General features: G+C 57.5%; 28 protein-coding genes. 16 read left to right on the top strand and 12 right to left on the bottom strand.

Translation table 11 applies throughout. The annotated features are described in order from the left end of the window. Positions 1 to 68 precede the first annotated feature (68 nt). From POR16_RS18270 to POR16_RS18205, 14 genes are all read left to right on the top strand, one after another. A complete protein-coding gene (locus POR16_RS18270; RefSeq protein WP_042932365.1) occupies positions 69 to 1,625 on the top strand; it encodes a lytic transglycosylase domain-containing protein in 1,557 nt (518 codons plus the stop codon). Between the two features lie 1,059 nt (positions 1,626 to 2,684). After that, positions 2,685 to 3,629, top strand: a complete 945-nt coding sequence (locus tag POR16_RS18265; protein WP_005891552.1) for a sigma 54-interacting transcriptional regulator — start codon at positions 2,685 to 2,687, stop codon at positions 3,627 to 3,629. A gap of 42 nt (positions 3,630 to 3,671) precedes the next feature. Then, on the top strand, positions 3,672 to 4,580 hold the full coding sequence (locus tag POR16_RS18260; RefSeq protein ID WP_005891554.1) for a sigma 54-interacting transcriptional regulator: 909 nt from the start codon (positions 3,672 to 3,674) through the stop codon (positions 4,578 to 4,580). 95 nt (positions 4,581 to 4,675) lie between these two features. Continuing rightward, positions 4,676 to 5,023, top strand: a complete 348-nt coding sequence (locus POR16_RS18255; RefSeq protein ID WP_005891557.1) for a type III secretion system major pilin HrpA — start codon at positions 4,676 to 4,678, stop codon at positions 5,021 to 5,023. Between the two features lie 56 nt (positions 5,024 to 5,079). Next, entirely contained in the window at positions 5,080 to 6,195 is a 1,116-nt protein-coding gene (gene hrpZ / locus POR16_RS18250) for a type III secretion system effector HrpZ (RefSeq protein ID WP_005891558.1), read from the top strand. A gap of 27 nt (positions 6,196 to 6,222) precedes the next feature. Then, on the top strand, positions 6,223 to 6,597 hold the full coding sequence (gene sctI, locus POR16_RS18245; protein ID WP_005891559.1) for a type III secretion system inner rod subunit SctI: 375 nt from the start codon (positions 6,223 to 6,225) through the stop codon (positions 6,595 to 6,597). A gap of 8 nt (positions 6,598 to 6,605) precedes the next feature. Further along, positions 6,606 to 7,415, top strand: coding sequence for a type III secretion system inner membrane ring lipoprotein SctJ (gene sctJ / locus POR16_RS18240; RefSeq protein ID WP_005891560.1), 810 nt, complete (start codon positions 6,606 to 6,608; stop codon positions 7,413 to 7,415). Beyond that, the gene (locus POR16_RS18235) at positions 7,415 to 7,942 is read left to right on the top strand and encodes a hypothetical protein (protein WP_005891561.1); all 528 of its coding nucleotides are present in this window, start codon (positions 7,415 to 7,417) and stop codon (positions 7,940 to 7,942) included. Before sctJ ends, POR16_RS18235 begins: the two co-directional genes overlap by 1 nt. 36 nt (positions 7,943 to 7,978) lie before the next feature. Further along, a complete protein-coding gene (sctL, locus tag POR16_RS18230) occupies positions 7,979 to 8,560 on the top strand; it encodes a type III secretion system stator protein SctL (RefSeq protein WP_122381102.1) in 582 nt (193 codons plus the stop codon). Between the two features lie 111 nt (positions 8,561 to 8,671). After that, complete coding sequence (locus POR16_RS18225; RefSeq protein WP_005891564.1) at positions 8,672 to 8,896, top strand: type III secretion protein; 225 nt, start codon at positions 8,672 to 8,674, stop codon at positions 8,894 to 8,896. Continuing rightward, positions 8,883 to 9,314, top strand: coding sequence for a hypothetical protein (locus POR16_RS18220; protein WP_005891565.1), 432 nt, complete (start codon positions 8,883 to 8,885; stop codon positions 9,312 to 9,314). Before POR16_RS18225 ends, POR16_RS18220 begins: the two co-directional genes overlap by 14 nt. Before the next feature lies 1 nt (position 9,315). Further along, positions 9,316 to 11,418, top strand: a complete 2,103-nt coding sequence (sctC, locus tag POR16_RS18215; protein WP_005891566.1) for a type III secretion system outer membrane ring subunit SctC — start codon at positions 9,316 to 9,318, stop codon at positions 11,416 to 11,418. Continuing rightward, on the top strand, positions 11,415 to 11,618 hold the full coding sequence (hrpT, locus tag POR16_RS18210; RefSeq protein ID WP_005891568.1) for an HrpT family type III secretion system protein: 204 nt from the start codon (positions 11,415 to 11,417) through the stop codon (positions 11,616 to 11,618). The genes sctC and hrpT overlap by 4 nt, the downstream gene beginning before the upstream one ends. Positions 11,619 to 11,620: 2 nt before the next feature. Next, positions 11,621 to 11,980, top strand: a complete 360-nt coding sequence (locus tag POR16_RS18205; RefSeq protein ID WP_005891570.1) for a hypothetical protein — start codon at positions 11,621 to 11,623, stop codon at positions 11,978 to 11,980. Between the two features lie 374 nt (positions 11,981 to 12,354). Here POR16_RS18205 and sctU read toward each other — a convergent pair whose 3' ends face one another. Genes sctU through sctW form a run of 12 tightly spaced genes read right to left on the bottom strand, consistent with a single transcriptional unit; the run spans position 12,355 to position 22,851 of the window. Beyond that, entirely contained in the window at positions 12,355 to 13,434 is a 1,080-nt protein-coding gene (gene sctU / locus POR16_RS18200; RefSeq protein WP_005891572.1) for a type III secretion system export apparatus subunit SctU, read from the bottom strand. Continuing rightward, positions 13,431 to 14,225: a type III secretion system export apparatus subunit SctT gene (gene sctT / locus POR16_RS18195; protein ID WP_005891574.1), complete on the bottom strand. Its 795-nt coding sequence runs from the start codon at positions 14,223 to 14,225 to the stop codon at positions 13,431 to 13,433. The genes sctU and sctT overlap by 4 nt, the downstream gene beginning before the upstream one ends. Further along, entirely contained in the window at positions 14,226 to 14,492 is a 267-nt protein-coding gene (gene sctS, locus POR16_RS18190) for a type III secretion system export apparatus subunit SctS (protein ID WP_024671153.1), read from the bottom strand. 7 nt (positions 14,493 to 14,499) lie between these two features. Further along, on the bottom strand, positions 14,500 to 15,153 hold the full coding sequence (gene sctR / locus POR16_RS18185; RefSeq protein WP_005891576.1) for a type III secretion system export apparatus subunit SctR: 654 nt from the start codon (positions 15,151 to 15,153) through the stop codon (positions 14,500 to 14,502). Beyond that, positions 15,150 to 15,560 (bottom strand): FliM/FliN family flagellar motor switch protein, encoded by a 411-nt coding sequence (locus POR16_RS18180; RefSeq protein ID WP_005891577.1) that lies wholly within the window; start codon positions 15,558 to 15,560, stop codon positions 15,150 to 15,152. Before POR16_RS18180 ends, sctR begins: the two co-directional genes overlap by 4 nt. Beyond that, positions 15,550 to 16,266: a hypothetical protein gene (locus tag POR16_RS18175; RefSeq protein WP_005891578.1), complete on the bottom strand. Its 717-nt coding sequence runs from the start codon at positions 16,264 to 16,266 to the stop codon at positions 15,550 to 15,552. The genes POR16_RS18180 and POR16_RS18175 overlap by 11 nt, the downstream gene beginning before the upstream one ends. Continuing rightward, the gene (locus POR16_RS18170; RefSeq protein WP_024671156.1) at positions 16,263 to 16,829 is read right to left on the bottom strand and encodes a type III secretion system HrpP C-terminal domain-containing protein; all 567 of its coding nucleotides are present in this window, start codon (positions 16,827 to 16,829) and stop codon (positions 16,263 to 16,265) included. Before POR16_RS18170 ends, POR16_RS18175 begins: the two co-directional genes overlap by 4 nt. A 6-nt stretch (positions 16,830 to 16,835) precedes the next feature. Beyond that, positions 16,836 to 17,282 carry a hypothetical protein gene (locus tag POR16_RS18165; RefSeq protein ID WP_005891582.1) on the bottom strand — a complete coding sequence of 149 codons (447 nt, stop codon included), beginning with the start codon at positions 17,280 to 17,282 and terminating at the stop codon, positions 16,836 to 16,838. A 3-nt stretch (positions 17,283 to 17,285) separates the two neighbouring features. After that, positions 17,286 to 18,635 carry a FliI/YscN family ATPase gene (locus tag POR16_RS18160; RefSeq protein WP_024671157.1) on the bottom strand — a complete coding sequence of 450 codons (1,350 nt, stop codon included), beginning with the start codon at positions 18,633 to 18,635 and terminating at the stop codon, positions 17,286 to 17,288. Next, on the bottom strand, positions 18,632 to 19,624 hold the full coding sequence (sctD, locus tag POR16_RS18155) for a type III secretion system inner membrane ring subunit SctD (protein ID WP_005891585.1): 993 nt from the start codon (positions 19,622 to 19,624) through the stop codon (positions 18,632 to 18,634). The genes POR16_RS18160 and sctD overlap by 4 nt, the downstream gene beginning before the upstream one ends. A 33-nt stretch (positions 19,625 to 19,657) precedes the next feature. Beyond that, complete coding sequence (sctV, locus tag POR16_RS18150) at positions 19,658 to 21,745, bottom strand: type III secretion system export apparatus subunit SctV (RefSeq protein WP_005891588.1); 2,088 nt, start codon at positions 21,743 to 21,745, stop codon at positions 19,658 to 19,660. Beyond that, the gene (gene sctW / locus POR16_RS18145; RefSeq protein WP_024671158.1) at positions 21,745 to 22,851 is read right to left on the bottom strand and encodes a type III secretion system gatekeeper subunit SctW; all 1,107 of its coding nucleotides are present in this window, start codon (positions 22,849 to 22,851) and stop codon (positions 21,745 to 21,747) included. Before sctW ends, sctV begins: the two co-directional genes overlap by 1 nt. A 243-nt stretch (positions 22,852 to 23,094) precedes the next feature. Between sctW and POR16_RS18140 the strand changes: the two genes are divergently transcribed. Both POR16_RS18140 and POR16_RS18135 read left to right on the top strand, forming a co-directional pair. Further along, a complete protein-coding gene (locus POR16_RS18140; RefSeq protein WP_005891591.1) occupies positions 23,095 to 23,658 on the top strand; it encodes an RNA polymerase sigma factor in 564 nt (187 codons plus the stop codon). Positions 23,659 to 23,744: 86 nt separating this feature from the next. Continuing rightward, positions 23,745 to 26,081 (top strand): type III effector HrpK domain-containing protein, encoded by a 2,337-nt coding sequence (locus POR16_RS18135; protein WP_005891593.1) that lies wholly within the window; start codon positions 23,745 to 23,747, stop codon positions 26,079 to 26,081. The last annotated feature ends 148 nt before the right edge of the window (positions 26,082 to 26,229 follow it).

Here is a 26,229-nt window from a genome sequence, read left to right as displayed (position 1 = left end):
CTGCAGTGCAGGGAACCGGAATGGCCATCGCACCACGTAGGGTGAACATGCTCAGGACATTCCCGACAATGCCAGCCCCTATACCACCCATTTCCAGACCTCGCTTATTGGTCCGTTCGGTTCAGATCGCCATTCTTGCGCTGGGCTCTGTGTGTGTGGGCTGCCAGTCAGTCGATTATTCCCAGTCGCGCCATGATCGCTTGCCGCGCCTTGTTGCGGGGCTGGTGAATGGCGGCTCGACCAACGAGCAGGCGGACATCGGCCTGCCGAGCGTTTCCGACATGCCGGCTTATAACGGAGATGACGTCTGGCAGCGTCTCGCTGAGCGGTGCCGGCTGGTCGACGGGCAGGGCGCCAACGAGCGGATAATCCGTCAGCGTGACTGGCTGCTGAGCAACAAAGGTTTTGTGAGCAGTGCCAGCGTTCGTGCCAGCCCTTATCTGCATTTCATTGTCGAGCGTCTGGACGAGCGCCAAATGCCTATGGAGCTGGCGTTACTGCCAATGATTGAAAGCTCCTACAACCCCATGGCCAACTCACCTGCCGCTGCGGCAGGTCTGTGGCAGTTCGTCCCTTCCACCGGACGCGCCTTCAACCTTCGTCAGAGCACCACGTACGATGCTCGTCGGGATGTCGTGGCTTCCAGTAAAGCGGCGATGGATTACCTGACGCGCCTGCATGGTCAATTCGGCAACGACTGGCTGTTGGCACTTGCGGCATATAACGCAGGGGAGGGCACGGTCGGGCGAGCGATTGAAGCAAACCGACGTCGTGGCCTGCCGGTTGACTACTGGCACCTGAGCTTGCCGAAAGAGACCCAGGATTACGTACCTCGTTTGTTGGCGCTGTCTATGCTGGTACGCAACCCGGCGGCCTATGGTGTAAAGCTCAACCCGATTGCCAATGTGCCTTACTTTGACGTGGTCGAACTGAACCATGCGGTGGACCTCTCCCAGCTCGCTGCCACTACTGGCGTGGATGAGGCCCAGCTGGTACGACTCAACCCGGCGTTCCTGCGCAAAAAAACGCCGGATGGTCCAGGACGTCTGCTGATACCCAAGGTACACAAACAAGCCCTGACGGCAGGCATCCAGCAAATCACCGGCGAGACACCCGTTACGACCACGGTGCCTCCGCTTCACGAAAACAGAAAGGCTTTGCCGCTTCCGGCGATCAAGCCTGCTGAGCCGGTGCAGGTTGCAGAGCAGCTACCTGTGCAGAAACCGGTTCATCCAGTGAAGGTTGCCGAGCAGAGCCCTGGCCCTGTCGTTTCCATGCCGGTAGCCGATGAGCGCCCGCCGATCCCGAAGGTGGCTCAACCTACAAGCGTGGCAGAACAAACTCCGCCGCCTGCACCGCCTGCTCCTACGCAAGAGGCACTGCGGGCACTGCCTGCAGAGAAAACCATGCCTGCCTTGGTTGCCGAACGCTCGGAGCCAGTCGTTTCGACAGCATCCCTGGCCCCGAATCAGTATGATTTTGCGATCGGTGCAGTCAAGACAACGCGCACCAGAGATGATCATTCGGCGCCGCGAAAACGAGAGGATATCGAGTACCGCAGCGGTCCTCGTGAGCTGCCCACCGGTCCACGGGTGGTGGTCTATGCCAGCGATGTACGTCAGTAAACACTAAAATTTTCTTAATTTTTTAGAAAAACCCCTGAAAACCGCCGGTTTTTGGTGTTTTTCTCATTTAATGTCTGGTTTGTTAATAGTCTTAAGGAAATCTTTAAATTCTCTTTTCACATGTTTTTTGGATCGCAAAATTCTTAGCCGTCCATCTTTTGCCGTGTTCGGTCAGTAATTTTTTTGAACTTTGTAAGCATTTGTAACTGCATAGACACACCCTCTCAAAAATCACGTTGGTGATGACTACCTATAAGCATGGCTGATAACGATGTGATGGCTTTTGCATAGCTTGCATTGCCTGATTGTCCTACATTAAACCGGTTCAGCTAAGTAGTGGCGCATTGGTTTGTTTCAGCAAAGGCGCTACGAAAGGATATATGTTCGGAATGCCGAATGAGGTTGTGGCAAATGGCTATCACTTTTTGAGGCGGAAAATCGGGGGGATTGTGGGATCGGCCAGGTTAAGGGTGAGCTGACGTTCGGAAATCCGAACCCTGCCATGCTGATACCTGATCGTCTGGTCAAACTTTTATCTCTCTTATCCCCTGTAATAACCGATGTATGATTTTATTCTTTGTCGATGGATGTCTTCTTGTTATGAGTGAGTGTTTTATAGTTCACTGGATGTTTATGCCAAAGAGCATTTCTTAAGTTGAAGCGTTTCGCGTACAGGGCAGTGTTTTTATTTCAGTCTTGTGGGTCTTCTTTTATTTTGTTATGTCGGGCTATCGCTGTGTTATGTCGAGGTGTATTAAATTCTGAGTGCGTCGGTATTGCTGCCGTATTTGTTGCAGTAAATAAAAAGAGCAAAAAACGATAATTAAATAGCAATTGTATATCGTAACTTATTGATTTTGTTGAATAAATTCTAATCTAGTTATTTTTGCTCGATCAATTTCATGCCTTTGGGGCGCCGTTAATATGACGATGATACGATGATAGTCATTCTCATTTTTGTGATATTTTTTGCACTCGTTGGGGAACTAAATCCCTATATGTGTGCCTTGTAAGACGTGGTATTAATAGTCCGCTTGCCTTCCACCATGAGAGTGACCGATGAGCACAGACATTGATAAGAACGTCCAGGAGTGTTGGGGCGTAACTGCAGTATCGGCGGGTCATCAAATTGCAATGAACAGCGCGTTCCTTGATATGGATTTGCTGCTGTGTGGCGAAACAGGCACGGGCAAGGACACGCTTGCCAACCGTATCCATGAGCTGTCCAGCAGGTCTGGACCTTTTGTCGGGATGAACTGCGCTGCGATCCCTGAGTCGCTGGCCGAGAGCCAGCTTTTCGGAGTGGTGAACGGTGCATTTACCGGCGTGTGCCGCGCTCGCGAGGGCTACATCGAAGCATCGAGTGGCGGCACGCTGTACCTGGACGAGATAGACAGCATGCCAATGAGTCTTCAGGCCAAGCTGTTGCGTGTGCTGGAAAGCCGTGGCGTCGAGCGGCTAGGCTCGACCGAGTTCATTCCTGTGGATCTGCGGGTGATAGCTTCGGCTCAGCGACCACTGGATGAACTGGTGGAACAAGGACTTTTTCGTCGCGACCTGTTTTTTCGGCTCAATGTGCTGACGCTCCATCTGCCAGCCTTGCGCAAACGTCGTGAGCAGATTTTGCCGTTGTTCGACCAGTTCACCCAGGAAATCGCTGCCGAGCTGGGGCGTCCGGCTCCAGCGCTGGATAGCGGACGTGTGCAGGTCCTGCTTAGTCATGACTGGCCAGGCAACGTGCGTGAGCTGAAATCGGCAGCCAAACGGTTTGTGTTGAATTTTCCTTTACTGGGTTGCGAGCCTGTCGAGGACCTGGCCTCGGCCACCGACCTGCGCACGCAAATGCGTGTCATCGAGAAAATGCTCATTCAGGATGCCCTGAAGCGGCATCGCCACAATGTCGATGCGGTGCTTGAAGAGCTTGAACTGCCAAGACGTACCCTTTATCACCGCATGAAGGAGCTGGGCGTTACCACGCAAATTGCCTTGGCGGCTGGAATCTGATTCGCGGCGTTCTTGCCACACTGGAGTTTTGGGGATCACGGGATGAGTCTGGACGCTACGTACGATGATGACCTGGACGAGGAGCGTGTCCCGAATCTCGGGATCGTTGCCGAAAGTATTTCGCAGTTGGGTATCGATGTGCTGTTGTCAGGCGAGACTGGCACTGGCAAGGACACCATTGCTCGGCGGATTCACACGATGTCCGGCCGTAAAGGCCGGCTGGTAGCCATGAATTGCGCGGCTATCCCGGAATCTCTGGCAGAGAGTGAGTTGTTCGGAGTGGTCAGCGGCGCTTACACCGGAGCCGACCGCTCTCGAGTCGGGTACATCGAAGCAGCGCAGGGCGGCACGCTCTATCTGGATGAGATCGACAGCATGTCGCTGAACCTGCAAGCCAAGCTGCTGAGGGTGCTTGAAACCCGAGCTCTTGAGCGCTTGGGGTCGACCTCGACGATCAAGCTCGATATCTGTGTGATTGCCTCGGCCCAATGCTCGCTGGACGACGCTGTGGAGGACGGTCGATTTCGCCGCGATCTGTATTTTCGCCTGAATGTACTGACCCTCAAGCTGCCGCCGCTGCGCTCCCAGCCTGAGCGTATTGTCCCCTCATTCAAACGTTTTGCGGCGGCCGCTGGTGCCGAGCTGAATGTCGCCGTGCCGACGGTTTGCCCTGCGCTTCAGGAACTACTGCTGAAGCACGAATGGCCCGGCAATATTCGTGAATTGAAGGCGGCAGCAAAGCGATTCGTGCTGGGCTTTCCATTGCTTGGAAGCGAGCCTCAGGGTGAAAAATACCTGGCTTGCGGACTCAAATCGCAGTTGCGGGCTATCGAGAAAGCGCTGATCCAGGAGTCGCTCAAGCGCCATCACCACTGCATCGACGCTGTCAGTCAGGAGCTCGATATGCCTCGGCGCACGCTCTACCGCCGGATAAAAGAGTTGCAGATCTGATTTTTTGTGCTGTCGCCGGAACCGATTCATGGACTGATGCCACGTAGTTGTACCAAGCAATTACGCTGGTATAGCCAAGAAAGGGGAATCAAGACATGCCCGCATTTCCAAGCATCACTTCGAGCCTCACTCAAGCCGGCACCGGCGTCGCCAATGGCATTGGCGGTGCACTGCAGGGTGCTAACACTATCGCTTCGGCCGCTAACATGCAGGGCAACGTTCTCGCAGGCACAGGCATGGGCAACAGTCTGTCGCTGGCTGCGCAGAACAAGGCCAGTGCAGAGATGGACGCCAACGGCGCGCAATTGATCGCCATGCAAGCCGAAGAGACCAAAAAGAAGCAAACGATGGACGTTTTGAACGCCATCGAAGCTGGTAAAGAAGACTCCACCAACAAGAAAATCAGTGCCACGGCGCAAAACGCCAAAGGTATCAGTTACTAATTATTTCTGATTGCCCCCTTGACGGAGGGGGCCGCTACTTCAGGAAGGGCGTTTCTATGCAAGCTCTAAACATTTTTGCCTCGTTGCAAACCCCGGTATCGTCGTTCCCGTTGTCATCCGACAGCAATGTGAGCAACAACACCAGCACGTCGAGCAAAGAGCTCAAGGACGTTATCGATCAACTGGTTCAGGCGCTGACTAAAAATGGCAAGCTGGATGACACGTCTCCGCTTGGCAAGATGCTCGCAAAATCGATGGCTGCGGACGGTAAGTCCGGTGGCAGCATTGATGACATCACCGCAGGGCTCGATAAGCTGATCCACGAAAAGCTCGGTGACAATTTCGGCGCTTCCGCAGGCATGGCCGGTAATCGAGATGTAGGCGGTGGCGGTGGTGGTGGCTCTGATTCCGGTTTGGGCGGCGGTGTGGGTGGCGGTTCGGGTGCCGGACAGTCTGACCTGATGAACCAGGTGCTGAGCGGTCTTGGCAAAGCTGTGCTGAACGATCTGCTGAAGCCCAGCGAGGACGGCGGAACCACGTTCTCCAAAGATGACATGCCTCTGCTGGAAAAAGTCGCCCAATTCATGGACGACAATAAGTCCCAGTTCCCTACCACCGACGGCGGCACCTGGTCGGACGAACTGAAGGAAGACAATGGTCTGGATGGTCAGGAAACTGCTCAGTTCCGTTCCGCCCTCGACCTCATCGGTCAACAGCTCGGCCAGCAAGAGAGTGGTGCCAGTGGTGCGGCTGGTGGCGGTGGTCTGGGTTCTCCTGTGAGTGGGTCCGGTGATTCATCCGGTTCGTTCGGTGATCCTCTGATTGATGCCAACACCGGGCCTTCCAGCAATGGTAATGGCAACGGCAATAGCACCTTTGACCCAGGTCAATTGATCGGGCAACTGATCGACCGGGGTCTGCAGGCATCCGCTTCGGGTGGAGGTCTGGGTTCCCCTGTCGACAACTCGACACAGTCCGGCGGCAACACCAATGGCAATACGGCCAGTCAGGATTTGGGCCAGCTCTTGGGTGGACTGCTGCAGAAAGGGCTTGAAGCAACGCTTCAAGGCGCTGGCAACGCGGCTGGCAACTTGCAATCAAGTGCCGCGCAAACTGCCGCGCTGCTGCTCACTGCCCTGCTGCAGGGTACTCATAATCAATCCTTGTCCTGACTGACAGCCGCCTGACGGAGAGTCATTATGACCATTTCCCAAATCAGCAATATCAACAGCGTCTCCCCGGGGCTTGGGCAGAATGTGCATCAGGGCCTTGCCTCTGAGCCCGCTCAGGCGGATGTCGACTTATTCAATGCGGCGATGCGTCCGGATAACGGGCCTGCTACGTCGCACCTGAGCGATCGGGTGGCCAGCGTGCTGTCCGAGCGTCTGGGCGATACCGCCAAGCTTTCAAATCAGGCAATGCGTCAGATGAAGAAAGTGGCGAACTCCGAAGACGGTTCGGAAATCGTGCAATTGGGCCGCGCGCTTTCGCAGTGCTCGCTGCAAATGGCGTTGACGACCAAGGTCGTCAGCAAGAGCGCTCAGGCGCTCGACAAGTTGACCAACCTGCAGTAGAGGTTTCCGTGAAATTTTTGAGCGCAGGGCTGCTGATGCTGTGCATGCTCCTGCTCGGGGGCTGCAGTGACGAGACTGACTTGTTCACAGGTCTTTCTGAGCAGGATTCCAACGAGGTAGTAGCTCGTCTTGCTGACCAGCATATCGATGCGCGTAAACGCATGGAGAAGACCGGCGTAGTGGTGACGGTTGCCACCAGCGACATGAACCGTGCGGTGCGCGTGCTCGACGCAGCAGGCCTGCCTCGGCATTCACGGACCAGTCTGGGTGAGATATTCAAAAAGGAAGGGGTGATTTCTACCCCGCTTGAAGAGCGCGCCCGTTACATCTATGCCTTGTCGCAAGAACTCGAGGCCACACTGTCGCAGATCGATGGGGTCATCGTCGCCAGGGTGCATGTGGTATTGCCAGAGCGCGTGGCGCCGGGCGAGCCGATCCAACCGGCATCCGCTGCGGTTTTCATCAAACACTCGGCTGCGCTGGACCCTGACAGTGTGCGTGGACGTATTCAACAGATGGTCGCCAGCAGTATTCCCGGCATGTCCGCGCAATCTGCAGATTCAAAGAAGTTTTCGATTGTCTTCGTCCCGGCTGCCGAATTCCAGGAAACCACGCAATGGGTGAGTTTCGGGCCCTTCAAGCTCGATAGCGCTAACCTGCCATTCTGGAAGGTCATGCTTTGGGTGATTCCGGCCGGGATTCTGCTGTCACTGCTGATAGCCGTTCTGCTGGTGCGCAGTGACTGGCGTGCCGCGTTGTTGAAGCGCATCGGTGCAGGCGTCCGTGGCAAGCGTTCGAACCTTCCGGCGCGTGCGTGATGAATCAGGATGCCGAGCAACTGTGGGTCAACTGGTGGTGTAACCCCTGGCCTTGGGCGCACCCGGCCTGGCAGGACAGATTTGCCGAAGTGCATGGAGTGTCGATACATGATTGCGAAGCGCTGCTGACCAGCCGTCATGGTGTGTTTCTTCAGAGTATCGGCATCGTTGCAGATCAGCCGCCGCAGTTAGATGAGCCGGTATTGAGCTGGCTGGCGCTGTCACCGTCGCAACGTGAACAGGCGATAGCGCTGGCGCAATGCATCTGCTTTTCCCTGAATGAAAGTGAAGACCCTGACGGGCAATGGTGCCGAGGGTTCAGCAAGGCGTTACGGCCCGAGGTCTGGCTTGATCTGCACAACCAGGATGCACGATTGCTGCTGGGGGCCTGGCTAGGCGCTCGATACTGGTCTCGATTGCGCCTGGCGTGGCCGCCGGAAGAGGTGGCTGACACCCCGTGCAAGGCACCCTATAACAAGCTTCAAACGTTGTGGCAAGCCGTTTTGTGGCGTGTCTCGGCGGCCTGAACACCCTCCGGTTCTCTTTGTCTCAGGAATTTCCCCATGCTCGCCAAACGCAGTATTGCTCTGACGGCCGCTACGCTGCTGCCTGAACCGATCTTGCGCCGTGAACACATCGCCGACAGCCTGATGGCGCGCGATGTACTCGCCGATGCGCAGCAGCAGGCCAGCCAATTGCTGGTGCTTGAGCAGGAGAAGGCCCAGCGCCTGCAAGAACAGGCGCTTGCACAGTTCTGGCAAAGCGCCAATGACCTGCTGGCTGAGCTGAAAGCGCAACGCGAGGCCTTGCAGGAGCAAGCGCTGTGCGCTGTTGAAACGCTTTTGAACGAGTCGCTAAAGAATTTGCTGGACGACACGACGCTGGCCGAAAGGGCGCGTGCGGTGGTCAGAAACCTTGCTGCCAGTCAGCTCAATGAAGCGGTCGCAACGCTTGGTGTTCACCCCGATATGGCCGAGCCTGTCGCCGAGTGGCTGGCCGAAAGCCGGTTTGCAGAGCACTGGCAGCTCAAGCGTGACGCGACCATAGCGCTGGGCAGCTTGCGGCTGAGTGACGCGAATGGCGCTTTCGATATCGACTGGACGAGCCTGCGCAACGGTTTGTTGGGCGCTGGTCCGTCAGCCTGAGCACAGGCCTCGAACGAACACACACGCGACCGGATCGCGAATCACAAAATGGAACCGTCCGGCATGTTTGTTCCACTCAAGGGTTGAACCCCTTTTATGGAGCACCAGAACATGATCAGTTTCAACAGTTTGCAACGTCATCTGGACAACTCTTCGAATCGCGCCCAGACCAATATGGAGGACGCGGCGATGCAGGCTTCGGAAAGCGGCTCTATCGAAGATATGCAGGCATTCAACGACGCTCAGCAGCAAGCCGACGTTGCCAATATCGCTGTCAATGAAAGCCTGCGCGCCAAACACGGCATCACCAAAGCAATCATCGATGGAATTCAGTGATTTCACCGAGATCCTCGGCCAATGGTTTGCCCAGCGACCGGCGACGCCGCTGGACTGCTGGATCGATGAAGCCAACGCTCGTCTGGCGGTGATCGGTGACGGGGTTCGGTGCAGCATCGAGCTGCTCGACCCCTATGATGCCGATGACCCTCAACGGCTTGAAGCCCTGCTCAGCGAGGGCGGCGCGAGCCTTGCCTGTGCTTGCGAAGGCGCGTTTGCCATCGATCCGCAGACCCGCTGCGTGGTCCTGATCAGCTGGATAGCAAACCCTTGTCGCCTCGATGATCTGCTCGCGCATCTGGAAAGCCTGGCCAATCAACGCGCGGCCCTGCTGAGCCTGATGCAAAACGCCATTCGCGACACCACGCCCGCCTTATCCGGGCGCGCGATCTTCAATTACCGGCAACCGGGAGTGTGAAATGCGCAAGGCCTTAATGTGGTTGCCTTTATTGTTGATCGGGGTAATACCTGCCACGTGGGCGGTCACCCCCGAAGCCTGGAAGCACACTGCTTACGCCTATGATGCCCAGCAGACCGAGCTGTCTACGGCTCTGTCTGACTTCGCCACAGAGTTCGGCATGGCGCTGGATATGTCACCTGTCCAGGGCAAGCTGGATGGCCGTATTCGTGCCGATAACCCCGAGCAATTTCTCGATCGGCTGAGCCAGGAGTATCACTTTCAGTGGTTTGTCTATAACGACACCCTGTACGTCAGCCCGTCCAGTGAACATACCTCGGCGCGCATCGAAGTGTCGCCGGATGCCGTGGATGACTTGCAGACGGCTCTCACCGACGTAGGTCTGCTGGACAAGCGTTTTGGCTGGGGTGCATTACCTGACGAAGGGGTGGTGCTGGTGCGCGGTCCGGCGAAATATGTCGAGTTCGTGCGCGACTACAGTAAAAAAGTCGAAAAGCCCGACAAAAAGGCCGATAAGCAGGACGTGGTTGTACTGCCACTGAAATACGCGAACGCAGCTGACCGGACCATTCATTATCGCGATCAGCAACTGGTGGTCGCCGGCGTGGCCAGTATCCTGCAGGATCTGCTGGAAAGCCGTTCGCGTGGCGAGAGCATCAACAGCGTCAACCTGCTGCCCGGACAGGGCGCAGGCGGGGCAAATGGAACAGCAGGTTTGCCTTCCAATGGGCTGTCCTACAACCTGGGCTCCAACGGAATCGACACCGCCTCTTTGCAGCAGGGCATTGACCGGGTGCTGAATTTCGGCAGTAAAAAATCTTCCAAAGGTCACTCCGCTGGCCGGGCAAGTATTCGCGTGAGTGCCGATGTTCGTAACAACTCCGTGCTGATCTACGACCTGCCAGAACGCAAGGGCATGTACCAGAAGCTGGTCAAGGAACTGGATGTGCCGCGCAATCTGATCGAGATCGATGCCGTCATCCTCGATATTGATCGCAACGAACTGGCAGAACTCTCCAGTCGCTGGAACTTCAATGCAGGCAGTGTCAGTGGCGGTGCCAACCTGTTTGACGCAGGCACCAGTTCGACGCTGTTCATCCAGAACGCCGGCAAGTTTGCAGCAGAGCTGCACGCGCTTGAGGGCAACGGCTCGGCCTCGGTCATTGGCAACCCGTCGATCCTCACCCTTGAAAACCAGCCTGCGGTAATCGACCTGAGCCGGACCGAATACCTGACTGCCACGTCCGAACGTGCTGCCGAAATCTTGCCCATCACGGCGGGCACCAGCCTGCAGGTGATCCCGCGGTCGCTGGATCATGACGGCAAGTCTCAAGTGCAGATGATCGTCGACATCGAGGATGGGCAAATCGACGTGTCGACCATCAACGATACGCAGCCAAGCGTGCGCCGGGGTAACGTCAGCACTCAGGCGATGATCGCCGAGCACGGTTCGCTGGTTATTGGCGGCTTTCATGGTCTTGAGGCTAACGACCGGATTCACAAGGTCCCGCTGCTGGGTGATATTCCGTACATCGGCAAGCTGCTTTTTCAGTCCCGCAGTCGGGAATTGAGCCAGCGCGAGCGGCTGTTTATCCTGACGCCACGCTTGATTGGCGATCAGGTCAACCCGGCCCGCTACGTGCAGAACGGTAACCCGCACGATGTCGATGACCAGATGAAAAGGATCAAGCAGCGACGTGATGGCGGCGAGCTGCCGACGCGTGGCGACATCCAGAAAGTCTTCACCCAGCTGGTCGACGGCACTTCACCTGTCGGGATGCGCACCGGCGACGCCCTGCCATTCGAAACCGACAGCCTGTGTGACCCAGGCGAAGGTCTGACACTTGATCGTCAACGTTCGCAATGGTTTGCGCAGAAGGACTGGGGCGTAGCAGTAGTCGTCGCCCACAACGGCACCGACAAGCCGGTGCGTATCGACGAAAGCCGCTGTGGCGGTCGATGGGTAATAGGTGTTTCAGCCTGGCCTCATGCGTGGCTGCAACCCGGTGAGGAAAGCGAGGTGTACATCGCTGTGCGCCAGCCGCAAGTATCAAAAATGGCCAAAGAAAGCCGGCCCTCATTGCTCAAGGGAGCGAAACCATGAACATCCGTAGCATTGCAGTCTTGCTGGTGCTGGGCGCCACCCTGACAGGGTGCGCCACCCACGGCTGTTCGGGAAGCGCCTGCAAGCGTCCTGATTCCAACAGCCGCGAACTGGTCATCTGGTGGCCGCCGGACATGCGTGACGGCCTTGACGATCAGGACCATGAGCGTGATTACACCGTAGTACAGTTAAAGGACTAAAAATGATCGAGGTAACGGAGAAACTGGCGTTTTACGCCCAGGTAGCCGCTCAACATCCGGCGGTCTGGCCGGTGGCCAACGGCGTCGCTTTTGTCAGTCGGCGCGAGCACCATGACTGGGGCATCGCGCTGCACATCGAAGGTCGCGCCTTGCGTCCAGAGCAACTGCGTGAAGCGTTGCAACGACGCTTCATGGAGGCGGAGCGATTCAGTCAGTACTTCCTGTTTCTGGATATAAGGCGCGACTTTGTAGTGTGGCGCGCTGTCAACGCGACGCCCGACGCAGTCTTTAACCTGGACGAAATCCGCCGGCAGGAGTTGATGCTTGCCGGACTGGAGCACCTCAGCGAAGAACTGCACTGAAAACCTCATGAACAATGCCCATGAGCCCGAACTGACAGGCTCATGGGCATTGCTTTATCGACTCACATCGCCTGCCTGAAAAACCTCCTGCCTCGCTCCAAGCCGCAAAGCATCCGGCTCATACACGACTCCCCAAGTGCCCGCCAAGCGTCGTTCACGCCACGATCACTGCCATGCCTGCGCGCTGATCTGGAGTGCCCCTGCCTGGCCAAGTATGTCGCAATGCTGCGCGTCACACGTTGCAGCAGCCATATCGCGACTGTAAGGCCCGAAGGCATGCAGGCAGTCGTGACGCACTGGCTTGCGTGTATCCGGTCTTGCAGGAGAGGAGGCAGGCGGCGACGTTATGCGTCATCTGCCTGGCCGCGAGGAGGTTACTGCTGGTCGTCGATCCGGATCACTTCGCCGGTGATTTCGTCCAGTTGACGAACCACCTTGTAGATGTGCGCGACGATCAGCAGGGTAGGGCGGGGTATGTATTTGCCGGGTTTGACCTTGTACAGCGTGCGCGCCAGCCAGATGTTCTGGACCACCGGGATTCCGGCTTTTTTTGCCCGTTCGATCAGCGCCAGCGCCTCGTCATCCTCACCTTTGCAGTGGATCATCGGCAGGGGCGTTTCACCGGGTCGATAGTACAGGGCCACCGCATAGTGCGTGGGGTTGACCAGTAGCATGTCCGCGTCTTCGACCGGCTTGGGCGCAGCGCTGGGCTCCTGATTGAGGATTTCATGGGACAGCTGCCGGCGATGACCCTTGACGTGTGGATCGCCCTCTGACTGTTTGTATTCCTTTTTGATGTCCTCGTGGCTCATGCGCAATTTCTTGGCATGGAAGTACTTCTGCATGGCGAAGTCAGCCATTGCAATGACCAGCAACAACCCTAGAATCACGCGAAGAATATGCCTGAACAGCTCAAGCAACGCATGCCAGTAAGTCTGCAGATCACTGTTGGCCAGCAACACCAGACTGCCAAGTTCCGGTTTTACCTGAGTGTACAAAACCGCTGCAATGGCAGACGCTTTGAGGATGCTCATCAACAAATTGGTAATGTTCTGCCCGGAGAACATCTGTTTCGCGTGAGAGAAAGGGTTGATCTTGTTGATGTCGATCTTCAGCGCCTTGGGGGCGAACAGAAAGCCGATCTGCATCCAGCTGCTGATCAGGCGCATGAGCATCGCCAGGCCGACGCTGCACAGGGTAAAGCTGAGCAGCACAGAAAAACCTTCGTTGGCAATCAGCTCGACCGATGACATGAACGGCCGATCGATGCCTTTGAACGAAAGCGCGAGCAACGCCTGCAAGCGATTCACGCTTTCATCGGCCAGGCTCAGGGTGACTTCACTGACGGCCAGCAGCACCAGCAGCTTGCCGATGTCCTGACTCTGCCCGACCTGACCCTTTTCCCGCGCATCGCGCAGTTGTTTGGGCGTAGCCTTTTGCGTTTTTTCGCTCATGGCACCTGCACCATGAAGCCCAGCAGAGATTTGAGATCAGCCAGTTGTGTCAACTGACCGGAACCCAGCTCCAGAAGTGTTGGCAGGTAGATCAACAAGAACGCGAGGCCAGCCATGCTTTTGGCTGGCATGGCCAGAATCGAGACGTTGAGCTGTTGGGCGTACAGGCCGATGATTGCCAGCGCAGCTTCGATCAGCAGCAGCAGCGCAATGAAAGGCGCGGCATACAACATCATGTGTTGCAGGGTCTGGTTCAACTGTCCGAGAAAAATATCCAGGCCGTCCGCCGTCATGCCTGGCAGCCAGGAGGTAGGCGGCCAAACGCTGTAACTGTCCCAGATAACCTGAGTGATCGTCGACAGACCGCCCGTCACGATCACCAGCATGATCAGGGTTTCCTGAAACAGCTCGCCCAGCGGCGTAGCGTCCGGCCCGAGCGCAGGGTTTATCTGACCGCCACTGAGCGCGCCGCGCTGGCTATCGAGCAGGGCACCGACCGAGGCGAACATCCAGAACGGCGCATACAGCAGCATGCCCAGCAGCGTGCCAAGCACAACTTCCTTGAGCAGCAGACCACCAATCGCGAACCAGTCTTCATTAAGTGAAGTCAGCGCCCGGCTGATGCCCGGCGCCGGAACCATTGCCACCACTGCCACCACGGCGTAGCGCACCGGCCCTTTCAAGTATTTGAAGCAGAAAGCAGGCACCAGGAGCATGCATGGCACCAGTCGCGCCATTGCCAGAGCCATGCCCAGTATGAGCTCAAAGAAATCCTGGGCTTGCAAAGGCATCTAGTGGACGACTCCGGACCGGGCGATCAGATCGAAGGCCATGTTGATGAACTGGATAAGCTCGACGCCGATCCAGCGGCCGGTCATGGCCAGCGTCAAGCCTACTGCTGCCAGTTTGATACCAAAGGGCAGGGTCTGATCCTGGATCTGCATCAGCGCCTGCAGCAGTGAGGTAATGACACCCACCAGAACTGCAACGCCGAGCGGCGGGGCCGTCAGGATGACGACCAGGAACATGCCCTGTTTGAACAACGCCAACGCTTCCATGGCCGCCTCACATATACGAATAAAACAGGCTGTCGAGCAGACGCGACCAGCCTGATACCAGCACGAACAACAGCAGCTTGAGCGGCAGTGACAACGTCATCGGTGAAACCATCTGCATGCCCAGCGCCAGCAGCAGATTTGAAACAATCAGGTCAATGACGATAAACGGGATGTAAATCAGAAAGCCGATTTCGAAGCCAGCCTGCAGCTCCGAGAGCACGAAGGCCGGGATTGCCAGCAGCAAGTCTTCCTTGCTGGCCTGGTCGGCCATTTCCTTGGGCCACATGCGCTGAGTGTTTTCGAGCAGATGTGCTACCACATCGGGGTCGGTGTTACGCGTCATGAAGCGCTGCAGCGGCTCGATGACCGTTCGTGCGCTGGCCTGAAGCTTTTCGGTGTTGCCCAGTTCAAGCGGATGCTCATGCACGCGCTGCTGCATTTCATGCGCTACAGGCGCCATCACGAACAGGGTGGCCGCCAGGGCAATGCCGTACAGAGCCATGTTCGGAGGTACTTGCTGAACGCCGATGGCATTGCGAGTGATCAGCAACGTCATGGCGATTTTCAGGAAGGCGGTGCAGACGATCAGCAGAAAAGGAATCAGCGACATTGCACCGAGAAACAGCGCCAGCAGGAGCGGATTCGCTCCTTCCATTATCATGGCTGAGCCGCCAGCCGGGTAATTTGCAGGCCCAGCCGGCCATCGACATCGACCAGTTCGCCTTCGGCTACTACCCGGTCGGCGTGGCATAACGTGGCATACCCGGGTGCGATGCCACTGACCTCGAGAATGGTCCCCGCGTCCAGACGGCGCAGCTCGGCGAGCGAGAGCCGCAGTTCGCCGCAACGCAGGGTCAGGTCCAGCGCCAGTGAGTCGAAATCAGACGATGCGTCGTGTCTGTCGTGGTCGTGGTCCTGTTCGGATTCTTGCGCCTCTGCGGGGGCGTATTCAGGCTGTTCCTCGGCTCCCGACCACAGATTATCCTGCTCCTGCTCCTGCTCAGTTGCCTCATCGTCGTAGTCGTCAAGGCTTTCGACATCTTCCTGATACAGATCTTCAGTACTCATGGTAACCATGCTCCTCGTGGCTGAGCCGCAATGAAAGGTGCTGCGCCTGGTGGTCAGCCTGTGCCGCCCACTTGCGACCGGCGATTGGCAGGACGCCTTGCCCGGCGCTGTCGAACATGCAATGCGCAGGCAGAACCACGTCGCCGGGACGCAACGACGCCAGTTGTTCGAGGGTCAATGACAGCTCACCGACGATCAGCGGGATGTTGACCGACAACGACTCATCGAGCGGTTGCTGCCGGGCCTGCCATTGAGCAGAGCGCAGCAGCGTGATCAGGGTTTGCGGGGTGGCGTGTAAATGAGCGTGGACTCGCTGATCGCCCAGCCTGACTTGAATCCGGCAGCCAACGACAGGCTCTGCTGTGCCGTCGGACAACGGTTCGATAGGGGTCAGCAGGTCGGCAATGGTCGGGCTCAGACGCTGATTGAAAAACTGCCAGTACCAGGCTTGCTGCTCGCCTGCCAGCGTCATGGGAATATCGCCCAGCAGGCTCAACACTGCTTCGGCATCGCTTAGGCACACAGGCCCGATGGCGGTGTTCAGCCAGATACCGACTGCTGGGTTGCCAGCTCCCGGGAGCAACGGTAACAGTGTGAGTTCGGCATCATGACCCCGTGCGCTGAAGCTCAATTGCCGACCTGCACCCAGTTCGCGTGTGGCCTCGGCCAGCAAGGGCGCAACCTTGCGCAGGCTTAGCGCACTCATGCTGCAAGCTCTTCGTGCATGGACAGATCGACGTCCTGGCCCAGCGCTTGCGAAAGTGAGCTGCGGCATGCGCCTGCGTGGCTGCTCAAGCGTTTTAGTACATCGCGACGAGCGAAACCCAGCTGAATGTTCCAGCGGTTGTCTGCCTTGCTGGCGCTGACCCGAACGCTGCCCAGATTAGGCATCAGCAATGTGAAACCGAGTGGACCTTCGGGTTGATCCGGCAGGCGTTGGGCGATCTCGTCAATCAGTTGAGTCGGCACATGATCGGCGTGCATCGGAAATGATATGCCGCCACCGGCGAAACTTTGTTGATCTGTCTCCTCAGCCACTGGTGGCACCAGCAGTTGTGAAAAGAACAGGCCATCGGCGTTAACTGGCGTGTCCGTCAGCGATTTGCCAAAGGCCGTGCGACTCGTCTGTGCGTCGCTGCGTGAAGCACCCAACGGCGGTCGTTTGTCAGCCGATGGCTTGCCGATGAATGGCATCGGCGGCTGGTCCACAGGTTTTTCTCGTGGAGGGGGCGCTGGCGCCTTGGCCGGGGTTTTGATGGGTGCGGTCATCGTCACTTAACCTTCTTGGTTGAGCGTCTCCTCCATGCAGGCGAGTTTCTCGACTGCGCGCTGAGACGCCTTGGCTTGCAGCCGTTTCTGTTCAAGCAACGCCTTTTGTTCAGCTACCCGCATTTGCTGTTGCTGAACGTCCTGGCGGATATAAGCCAGACGGTCGAGCATGTTTCTTTCTTTCTCATGCCAGCGGTCGACGTCATTCAGGTTGATGGTCTTTTGCAAATGCGCATGCGAAAGGCTTTCCCGGCGTCGTTTGTGGTTGTCACGTTCCTGATCCAGCGATGCCCGGGTCTCTGATAAGTGGTCGAGCATCGATTTCAGTTCCACCTGCGCCTGGCGATGTGCCCGTTCAGCACTGGCCTGACGATGTTGACGCAGGGGCGTGAGCAGGCCGATTACCTGCTCCAGAGCGACGTGTTGCGGGTCGTCTTCCAGCAGCTCGTCCATGGGTTACTCCGGCAGTTGAGAAGTGAGTCGCACCAACTCGTCCAGCGTCTCCTGCAAAGGCACAGGCTCACGCAGGTCCTGGCGCAGAAAGGCATTGATGGCGTCATTCAGTTGCACTGCGCAATCGGTGACCGGATCTGCCCCGGCCTGGTACTCACCCAGACGCAGGAGCATTTCCACCTGTTTATAGGCAGCCAGCAACTGGCGCAGGCGGTTGTTAGCGCGCTGATGTGCGCGATCTGTGACGTTACTCAGAATCCGGCTGATGCTGGCGGATACGTCAATCGCGGGATAGTGCCCGCGCTCTGCCAGCTTGCGCGACAGCACGATGTGGCCATCCAGCAACGAGCGAACTTCGTCGGCTACCGGGTCGTTCATCGAGTCCTGTTCGATCAGTACGGTGTACAGCGCGGTGATAGAACCCTCTTCGCTCATTCCGGCACGCTCCACCAGACGGGGCAGCAGGGTATACACCGATGGAGGCAGCCCGCCGCGGCCCAGCGGTTCGCCCGAGGCAATGCCTATTTCCCGCTGTGCGCGCGCGAAGCGGGTCAGGGAATCGAGCAGCAACAGCACTTTCTGACCTCGGGCGCGGTAGGCCTCGGCGATCGCCGTCGCGGTAAACGCTGCGCGAGCGCGCTCCATACTGGAACGATCGGACGTAGCGCAGACCAGTACCGAGCGACTGCGCAGGGTTTCATCCAGCTCATGGTCGAGGAACTCGCGCAGCTCGCGGCCCCGTTCGCCGATCAGACCGAAAACAATGACGTCGCAATCCATGTTTCGGGCCAGCTCGGCCATCAGCGTGGTCTTGCCGCAGCCGGCACCGGCAAAAAGCCCGACACGCTGACCCTCGCCGAGCAGGATTGCACTGTCTATCGCCCGTATCCCGGTGGGCAGGGCTCGTGTGATGCGCGGCCTCTGGGTGGGCGGCAGGGCGTCGGCAATCACCGGCAGGGTAGTGCGACGGTCGTCGGGACCGGCAAATGCACCTTGGCAGTCACCCATCAACGGGCGCCCGAAGCCATCCAGCACGCAGCCCAGCAAGCTGTCATCGACGCCGATTCTGTGTGCAATGCCTAGCGGCCGAATTGGCGCACCGACCTGAACGCCGTCAGGCGCGCCCAACGCACTGAGCAACGTGCATTCCTGAGTGAAACCGACGATTTCAGCCAGCATAAGGGTGCCGTCGGCCTTGCTCACTTCACAGAGGTCGCCAACCTTGGCAGACGGTATCTTGCATTCCAGCAAAATCCCCCGAACTGCACTGACCCGACCACTGACACGAACCGCCGAGTAGCGCGAGAGCCGTGCGGCCTGTTGTTCCTGCCACTGGCTCAGGGCGGCATTCACCACTTCACCTCGATGTGACGGTCGCCGTCGAACTGCAGGCGTTGATCATCAATTCTGGTCAGGCGCAGGCCGTCGACTTCGTCGCCCACGTAGACGCGGCGGCCGTCGGCAGTCACCAGATGCGCGTGGGGGCCGGTCATGATCTGAACCACCACGAACGGCAGGGTGTTTTTGACGCTGCCAACGTTGTCGAGCACGTTAACTGGCGACTCGTAGCGGTCTTTGAAACGCTGCAGCATGCGCTGATAAACCAGCAGCGACTCATCTTTCAAGTGGCCGTTGAGCATCAGCCCTTCAGGCGTTTCCTCAATGCTGACATCGGTCAGCAGCCGGTCACTGAGCATGCTGTTCAACTGGTGTCTGACTGCGTCCGCGTTGTTCAGACGTACGCGCCCGGCAGTTGGCTGGGATGCCGGGTCGGTCAAAGGCTTTTGTGGCCCAGGCGCCGAACGCTCCGTTTCGCCAGCAGACGCGACGGCCGATGCAACGTGTGCCGGCCCCTGGTCCATCTGCATGGCTGTTGGCCGAGTCAGGCTCCAGGCGCTGCCGATCACGCCGACCAACAGGCCTGCAATGATTCCCGTAGTGCGGTTGAGAAACTGCGAGCGTGATTTGACCTTTTCAAGTGGAACGTCGGCGCGCGCAGGACCGGACTCAGGCTGTGGCTGCTTGGGAACCACTGCAGGTACAGCTGGCCATTCATCACCGGCAGGTGAAACGCATAGCCACACTGAACCAAGCATGAATGCGCTGTTGAGAGCCAGTTTCACGCTGGTTTGTGGAACGCCTTCCTCGTCACATACAGGTCCTTCTTCGGCATTGAGAAGCCAGTCCTCATCCTGGTGTTGCAGGCGGCAATGCAGACTTTTCACGCCGGCATCGTCCAGCGCCAGATCCAGCTGTGCTGCCGAGCCAATCGACCACTGTTCGCCGATCAATGGCAGGGCTGCACCTTGGTGCTGGCCATTCAGTACGCGTAGTTCAAACATCTGACCCCCTCCCAGCGCTCAAGCCTCAAAGGCTTAAGCGGCATCCTCGTTGTCCAGCTGTTCAAGGTCATCTTCCAGGTCGAAACGACCCATGACCCTGACCTTGGCTGCGTTGCTGATTTCCGCGAAAGACAGCACGGGAACGTGATAGAACTCTTCTCTCAGCAATGTGCGTAAAGGGCTGCGCAGGTCTTGCGCAACCAGCAGCACTGCCTGTTCAGGTGCTCGTAGCGGAAAAGCGATGTGCAACTGCTGCACGAGCATCTGACTGACCTCGTTGCCCAGTGCAAAAAAGGTTTCGGTCTGTGTCTGGCGCAAGCCGTCGCGCAGCAGGCCTTCGCTTTCTGGCGTCAGCAGCCAGACCTGCAAGCCATCGGCGCCACAGTACTGGTGATAAATCTGTGATTTGAGGGCGATGCGCACATAGTCGGTCAGCACGTTTGTGTCGCGTTCGTGCTGGCAGTGTTCTATCAGGGTTTCGGCGATCACCCGAAGCGCTCGCAACGGCACGCATTCCGAGGCCAGGCGCTGCAGAACCGCAGAGAACCGGGTCAGGGTCAGGACCCGCTGCATTTCCTGAGCGAGTTCCGGTTGTTCCGATTCCAGCCAGCCGAGAATGGCTTTGGTTTCCTGCAAGCCGATGAACTGGGGGCCGCAGGCTTGCAGGGCACGCTCCATGCGTTCAACGATCAGGGTCATGGAGCTGACGCCGGGTAAATCGCTGCTCTGTTCTGCAGGCAACCAGACCCACTGATCTTCCTGGCGGTCGTTTGTGCCGGAGATCGCTGCAGGAAGTGCCTTACCGTTCAACTCACTGGCATCCACCGCAACATGTGTGTTGGTGAATGTCGCTTTGAGCATGGGCACGTCATACACCAGGAAGCGAAATTCATCTGGTGGCAGTTGGTCGACGTATTCAATGACGAAAGAAGGCAGCGTCAGACCGAACTGCACCACCAGGCGGTTGCGCCGTTGGCGTATCTCGCTGACCAGTGCCTCGACCTGTTCGCTGTCCTGATCAGGATGGAACTGCATGACGAACTGACGGCAGGGAGAGAACGTGCGCAGGTCTTCCTTGCCATTCATTTCCGGTGGAACGGCGACAGCGCCTTGCTCCTCTGCCTTGGGCCTTGCGCGTTGCAACTGCAGAAGGCCACCCGCGCCACAAATAATTGCGATGGTGATGAAAACGCCGGTCGGCATCCCCGGCAGGGCAGCGAAGCCGAGCATGGCCACGGAGGCAATAATCCATGCTTTTGGCTGGCTGGTGATCTGCTCGGCGATTTCGCGACCGATATTGGCTTCCACGCCCGCTTCGGTATTAGGCACGCGTGTAATGATCATGCCGCAGGTCACGGAGATCAGCAGCGCCGGGATCTGTGCGATCAGGCCGTCGCCGATGGTGAGAACGGTGTACAGCTGCAGGGCATCGCCCGCTGTCATGCCGTGCTGAATGACGCCGATGGAAATACCACCGATCATGTTGATTGCAACGATGATCAGACCGGCAATCGCGTCACCATTGACGAACTTCATCGCCCCGTCCATGGCGCCGAACAACTGACTTTCCTTGTTCAGCTCGGCGCGACGTTTGCGTGCCTCTTGTACGGTGATCAGATTGGCCCGCAAATCGCTGTCGATGGACATCTGCTTGCCAGGCATGGCGTCCAGGGTGAAACGTGCGCCGACCTCCGCAACCCGTTCAGAGCCCTTGGTGATCACCAGAAAGTTGACCACCGTCAGAATCAGGAAGATCACCAGACCCACAGCAAGATTGCCACCCACCACAAACTGACCGAACGCTTCGACGATGTGACCGGCGTCCTGATTGAGCAGAATCAGTCGTGTCGTGGAGATCGACAAGGCCAGACGAAACATGGTGGTCAACAGCAGCACGGCGGGGAACGTAGAAAAGGCCAGTGGCCTTGGCAGGTGCATCGCCAGCATGATCAGCAGGCAGGAAATACAGATATTCACCGCGATCAGCACGTCGACCAGCCCGGTTGGCAGCGGGGTGATCATCATGAACACGATAGCGATTACAAAAAACGCGCCGACCACTTCCGAGCGACGCATGGCCGACAGCGCGACCATGTTCAGTGCGTTGATAATCCTGTTCATCAGGCAAGTACCCCGTAAAGCTGCTTCTGTTCCTGCTGAGTAAGTTCGGCCATAAGGATGAGCAGGTTACTCAGCGCAGTCTGGCGGCTCTTTATGTCGCGCCAGAGCAGAATCGGCAGTTGCGTCAACATGGGCCGCAAGCCATTTAGAAATGCCAACTGGTGTTTGAGCTGTTTGCCACCGATGTGCTGGGTTAGCTGCAGCGTCTGATTCACATTCATTCCATTGGCCGTCAGTGACAGCAAGTGCTTGAGAAAGGCTGGCGGATCGACTTTTAGTTCAGGGTTCATGGTGCGCATCCTTCCCAGCAGGTGCTCGCAGCCTTTCAGCAACGTGGTCACATGGCGCGCGGTATTGAGGCCGTGCATCAAGGTGCGCAACTGCTCGTTGGAGGCTGACGGCTTGATCGCCGAAAGATCGTCGGCAATGGCGATGCGCATGTCTCGAAGGTCCACGTCGAACTGCCCGTCCTCTTTCTGTTCGCTGAGCAGCGCTTCGATCAACCCGGTGATATTCGGTTGGCCCGACACGGCCACGTTGTAAATATTGCGCAGAGAAGCACGGCGCTTGTTATCGATATTCGATCGACCAAACGCCCTCGCGGTGTTGATACCTGCCCGCGCACGGGGGCCGTATTTTCTGCGCAGCAGTTTCAGTTTTCGGGTCAGGATCACGTGTTCGCCAGTCGCGCCATCGGCCTCAGCCTGCTTGCGGGCCGCCTGCAATACCACGTGTGCCTTGGCGGCATCGCCGTCTGTAAACGCCAGAATCAGCGACAGATCATCGGAAGTGTCTTCCTGAATGATTTTCTTACGCAGCATGTTGGCGGCGTTATCCAGACCGGTGTCCTGAGCTCCCATCAGTAATTGATAGAGCTCACCCAGCTTGACCGCCCGCGACTGCAGGGCGTTGTTGCTGGCGATCAGCTCGCGCTGATGCAGGATGCGGCTGTGCTGAATCAGTGCCGCGGCGAAGCGCGATATCTTTTGCTGTGATGTCCCGGAGCCCTGCGGGTCGACGCTGGCAGGCGACAACGCAGCAGGGGTCACGACGCGGTTTGGCGTTACCGGAAGTATCTGCATGGGAGGCGGAGCGACGATTTTCATAGGGCTGTTCTGAGTCAGATCATGCCTGTTGAGTGGGTCATGGTCGCTGTTCGGTTCCCTATGGGAAAGCCTTCATGTGTTCGTGCCAAAAGTTGCTTGCGTAAATCGTGCGTCACGCAAAAAAATGTATTACAAAGAATTACAAATTTTTAATTTTCTATTAATATCAACAGGTTGCGTTTTATTTTTTGCTGGCACGGTTATCGCTATAGGGCTTACACACCACCATTAAAGGGTAAGCCCATGTTTCAGAAACTCGTGATTCTTGACGCAACCCAGTCACGCCAGCCACGCCAGTCATCTTCGCCGACCGGCATTCGCCAGCTTTCCGCAGATCAGGTTCAAATGCTCAGGGCGTTCATCCAGAAGCGTGTCATGAACCCCGATGATGTCGATGACATCCTGCAGTGTGTGTTCCTCGAAGCGTTACGCAATGAACACAAGTTTCAGCACGCCAGCAAACCGCAGACGTGGTTGTGTGGCATCGCATTGAACCTGATCCGCAATCATTTCCGCAAAATGTACCGTCAGCCTTATCAGGAAAGCTGGGAAGACGAAGTTCATTCCGAGCTGGAGTGGAATAGCGACATCACGCATCAGGTCGACGGGCGCCGGCAGTTGGCACGCGTTATCAAAGCCATTGATTGCCTGCCCTCGAACATGCAGAAGGTTCTGGAAGTGTCGCTGGAAATGGACGGCAATTATCAAGAAACAGCCAACAGCCTTGGTGTACCGATTGGTACTGTACGTTCGCGGCTGTCGAGGGCCCGGGTGCAGCTGAAACAGCAAATCGATCCATTCGCCTGAGCGACGCTTTTTGATGACTTTTCTGGAACCAACGCAGTCGCTCAACCACACAGTTGCCATCCTTCACACCTGGATGGCAACTTATCATGCGTATTTCCAGCCCCCTCACAAGCGGTATTGTTAATCAACCTGCCCAGAGCGACTTCTCTGGGGATGCGCCTCTTGCCAAGGCTTTACTGACGCCGGCCGGAGGTGGTCAAGCGGGTGTGCAGTTTGGTCAACCGGCTGCAAATCCGCCAAGCGCCCCCGCTGGAACCGAGCAAGCGGCGTCGTCCATTCTGGGCTTGCTGCTCAAAGGCGGTAATGCGCCTGTTACAGCTGACCCGCAGGTACAGCCTCAGCCAAGTAGTGATGCTCCCACACAGGCCTCACCCAACGCCCCCTCAACACCTACAGCACCCACAGCACCGGTCGCGCCTGCTGCGGCGCCCGCAAGCACTGATGCATCAGACCCGGCCAATGCACCGAAGGCCGCAGATGCCGCGTTTCTCGATGATTCTGAATACTCATCGCCCGAGGCACTGAAGCGCTGGGAGCCGATGGTGATGAATCTGCCGCCCGAGCAGCGCTTGCAGGCGGAAAAAGAACTCAATCGGCCGATTGCAGCAGCCTGGATGGCCCGTGAAGATGGCCCCAATGCCGCAAAGGCTATGGATTTCATCAACGCCAACCCGGCACTCAAAACCGCAGTGGACGTCGGCGATAGCGGTGGTCACGCAGATGGCAAGATTACCAACAAAGACCTCAAGTCCTTTGGCAAGTACATGGAAGAGGCCGCTGACGACGCTGACAAAAGCGTGTCCGACTACATGTCTGCCCACCCTGACGCCGACCCGCAGTCCCTCGAAATGGTCCGCAGCGCGGCCTTGATGCAGGCGAACATGCCGCTGGCTACTGCGGCTGATCCCAAGAAAGCATTGGGCGCGCAGGATCAGGCTGAAGTAGATGGCAATGTGGGCGCTGGTGACTTGAACGGCCTTGCACAAGGCAACCCCGGGTTGTCAGGGATCCTCAAGCAGTCCTGTAATACCTGGGCGCAGCCTGGCTTTTTGGGGCAGCTCGACGAGGCCGGGCTCAGCGGCAATGACAAGGCAAAGCACAGCGCCGATCAACTGTTCGATAAAGATAACGTGGACAGCTGGATCAGGAACCAGGCACCTACCAATGGCGGCCAGTTTGCCAGCATGTTAAGCGATGCAGCGACTCTTAATTCTGTTGCAGGTATTGATACCAGCAAGCTGGACAAGGATGTCTTCGAACATCCCGAGGCTTACAGCGGCGCTGAGAAAGCTGCCGTCATGATCAAGTTGCAGCAGGTTCAGCAAAGCGTCATTGCCGGACGCAAATTGCGCGACACCGAAGAAACCGAAAAGGAGTTGACCGAAAAAATCTCGCAGCTGCAGGGTGACACAGGCGTACAGGAGTTCCTCAACAACAGTGTTCCCGAGCAGGAGCGCGCGCTGGTAAGCAGCAACCCAGAGCTGCGCAAGGCAGTGGTCAAACAGGCAAAGCATGTCAACAGTGGCGATGCGTTACGTGACGACATGCGAACCGCAGACAAGGCGGTCAGCGATGATAATCCGAATGCCGATTACAGTGGGGCCATCGGTGGGCTCTCTGCTCAACTGCAGATGCAGAAAGACTTGTTCCCCGACGCCGATGTGCCCACTGCCGATCAGGTCCTCGGCAAGCGCCCCGAGTTGCAATCTGCGATTCAGGATTCTTACGTTCGCAACTTCACCGAAGGTGGGTCTCTGAAGCAACTGCTTGGCCGGAAGGATGCCGATGCGGGGGAGTCGTTGCAGACCGCTGACAATCAAAAAGCGATGTATGACAGCGTATTGTCCAGCGACTTCACCCAAAGCCAGCAAGGCGACTACTTGGACTCTACCGTTAGCCAACTGCAGGATTCAAAAAGCGGTCGCAAACTGCTCGAAGGCAAGAATGAAGACAATCAGGGACCGTCGATAGTCAGCCAGGTTGCTTCCGAGATGGGGCCGCGTGCGCTTCAGTCCGTAATGGGGTTCGCCTCGGTCTCCGACATGCTTGCTCAAGGCAACAAGCTCGGCGCAGCTCAGACTATTTACGACAGCACCAAAATGGGCGCCGAAGCGGTCAAGGGAGGCATCGACGCAGGTGCGAAGATGATGGGTCGCGAGGCGTCTGCCGGCTTGGGGCGCATGGCTGGGCAGATTGCCGGCCGCGCGATCGGCATGGTCGCAGGCGAAGCCGCCGGGCTTGCAGCTGGCGCCGCGGTGGGTGCAGCAATTCCTGTCATCGGCTGGGCAATCGACGGCGCGATGGCGCTGGGCTTCGGTATCTCGGCAATTGTCGCAGCGGTCAAAAAGCACAAGGAGCAAAAGGCGTTTGACCATAACGTTGATCCGGTGCTGGACCAGTTCGGGATTTCGAAGGCGCATTGATTTTTTGAAACGGGTTGGTCGTCAACCCGTTTTATCAGCGCTATTTGCAGTATCGGCCAAGATTGCATGGAACTGCGGTGGTCGGATATCACCTCTCGATGATGCTTCTATACCCGGACCGCACAAGCGGTCCCCTTACCCTCGGAGA

The sequence above is a fragment of the Pseudomonas coronafaciens pv. oryzae str. 1_6 genome (genome assembly GCF_000156995.2).
Taxonomy (GTDB): domain Bacteria; phylum Pseudomonadota; class Gammaproteobacteria; order Pseudomonadales; family Pseudomonadaceae; genus Aquipseudomonas; species Aquipseudomonas tremae.
Note: the sequence above shows the minus strand (reverse complement) of the source record. Positions and strands in the feature narration are given on the sequence as shown.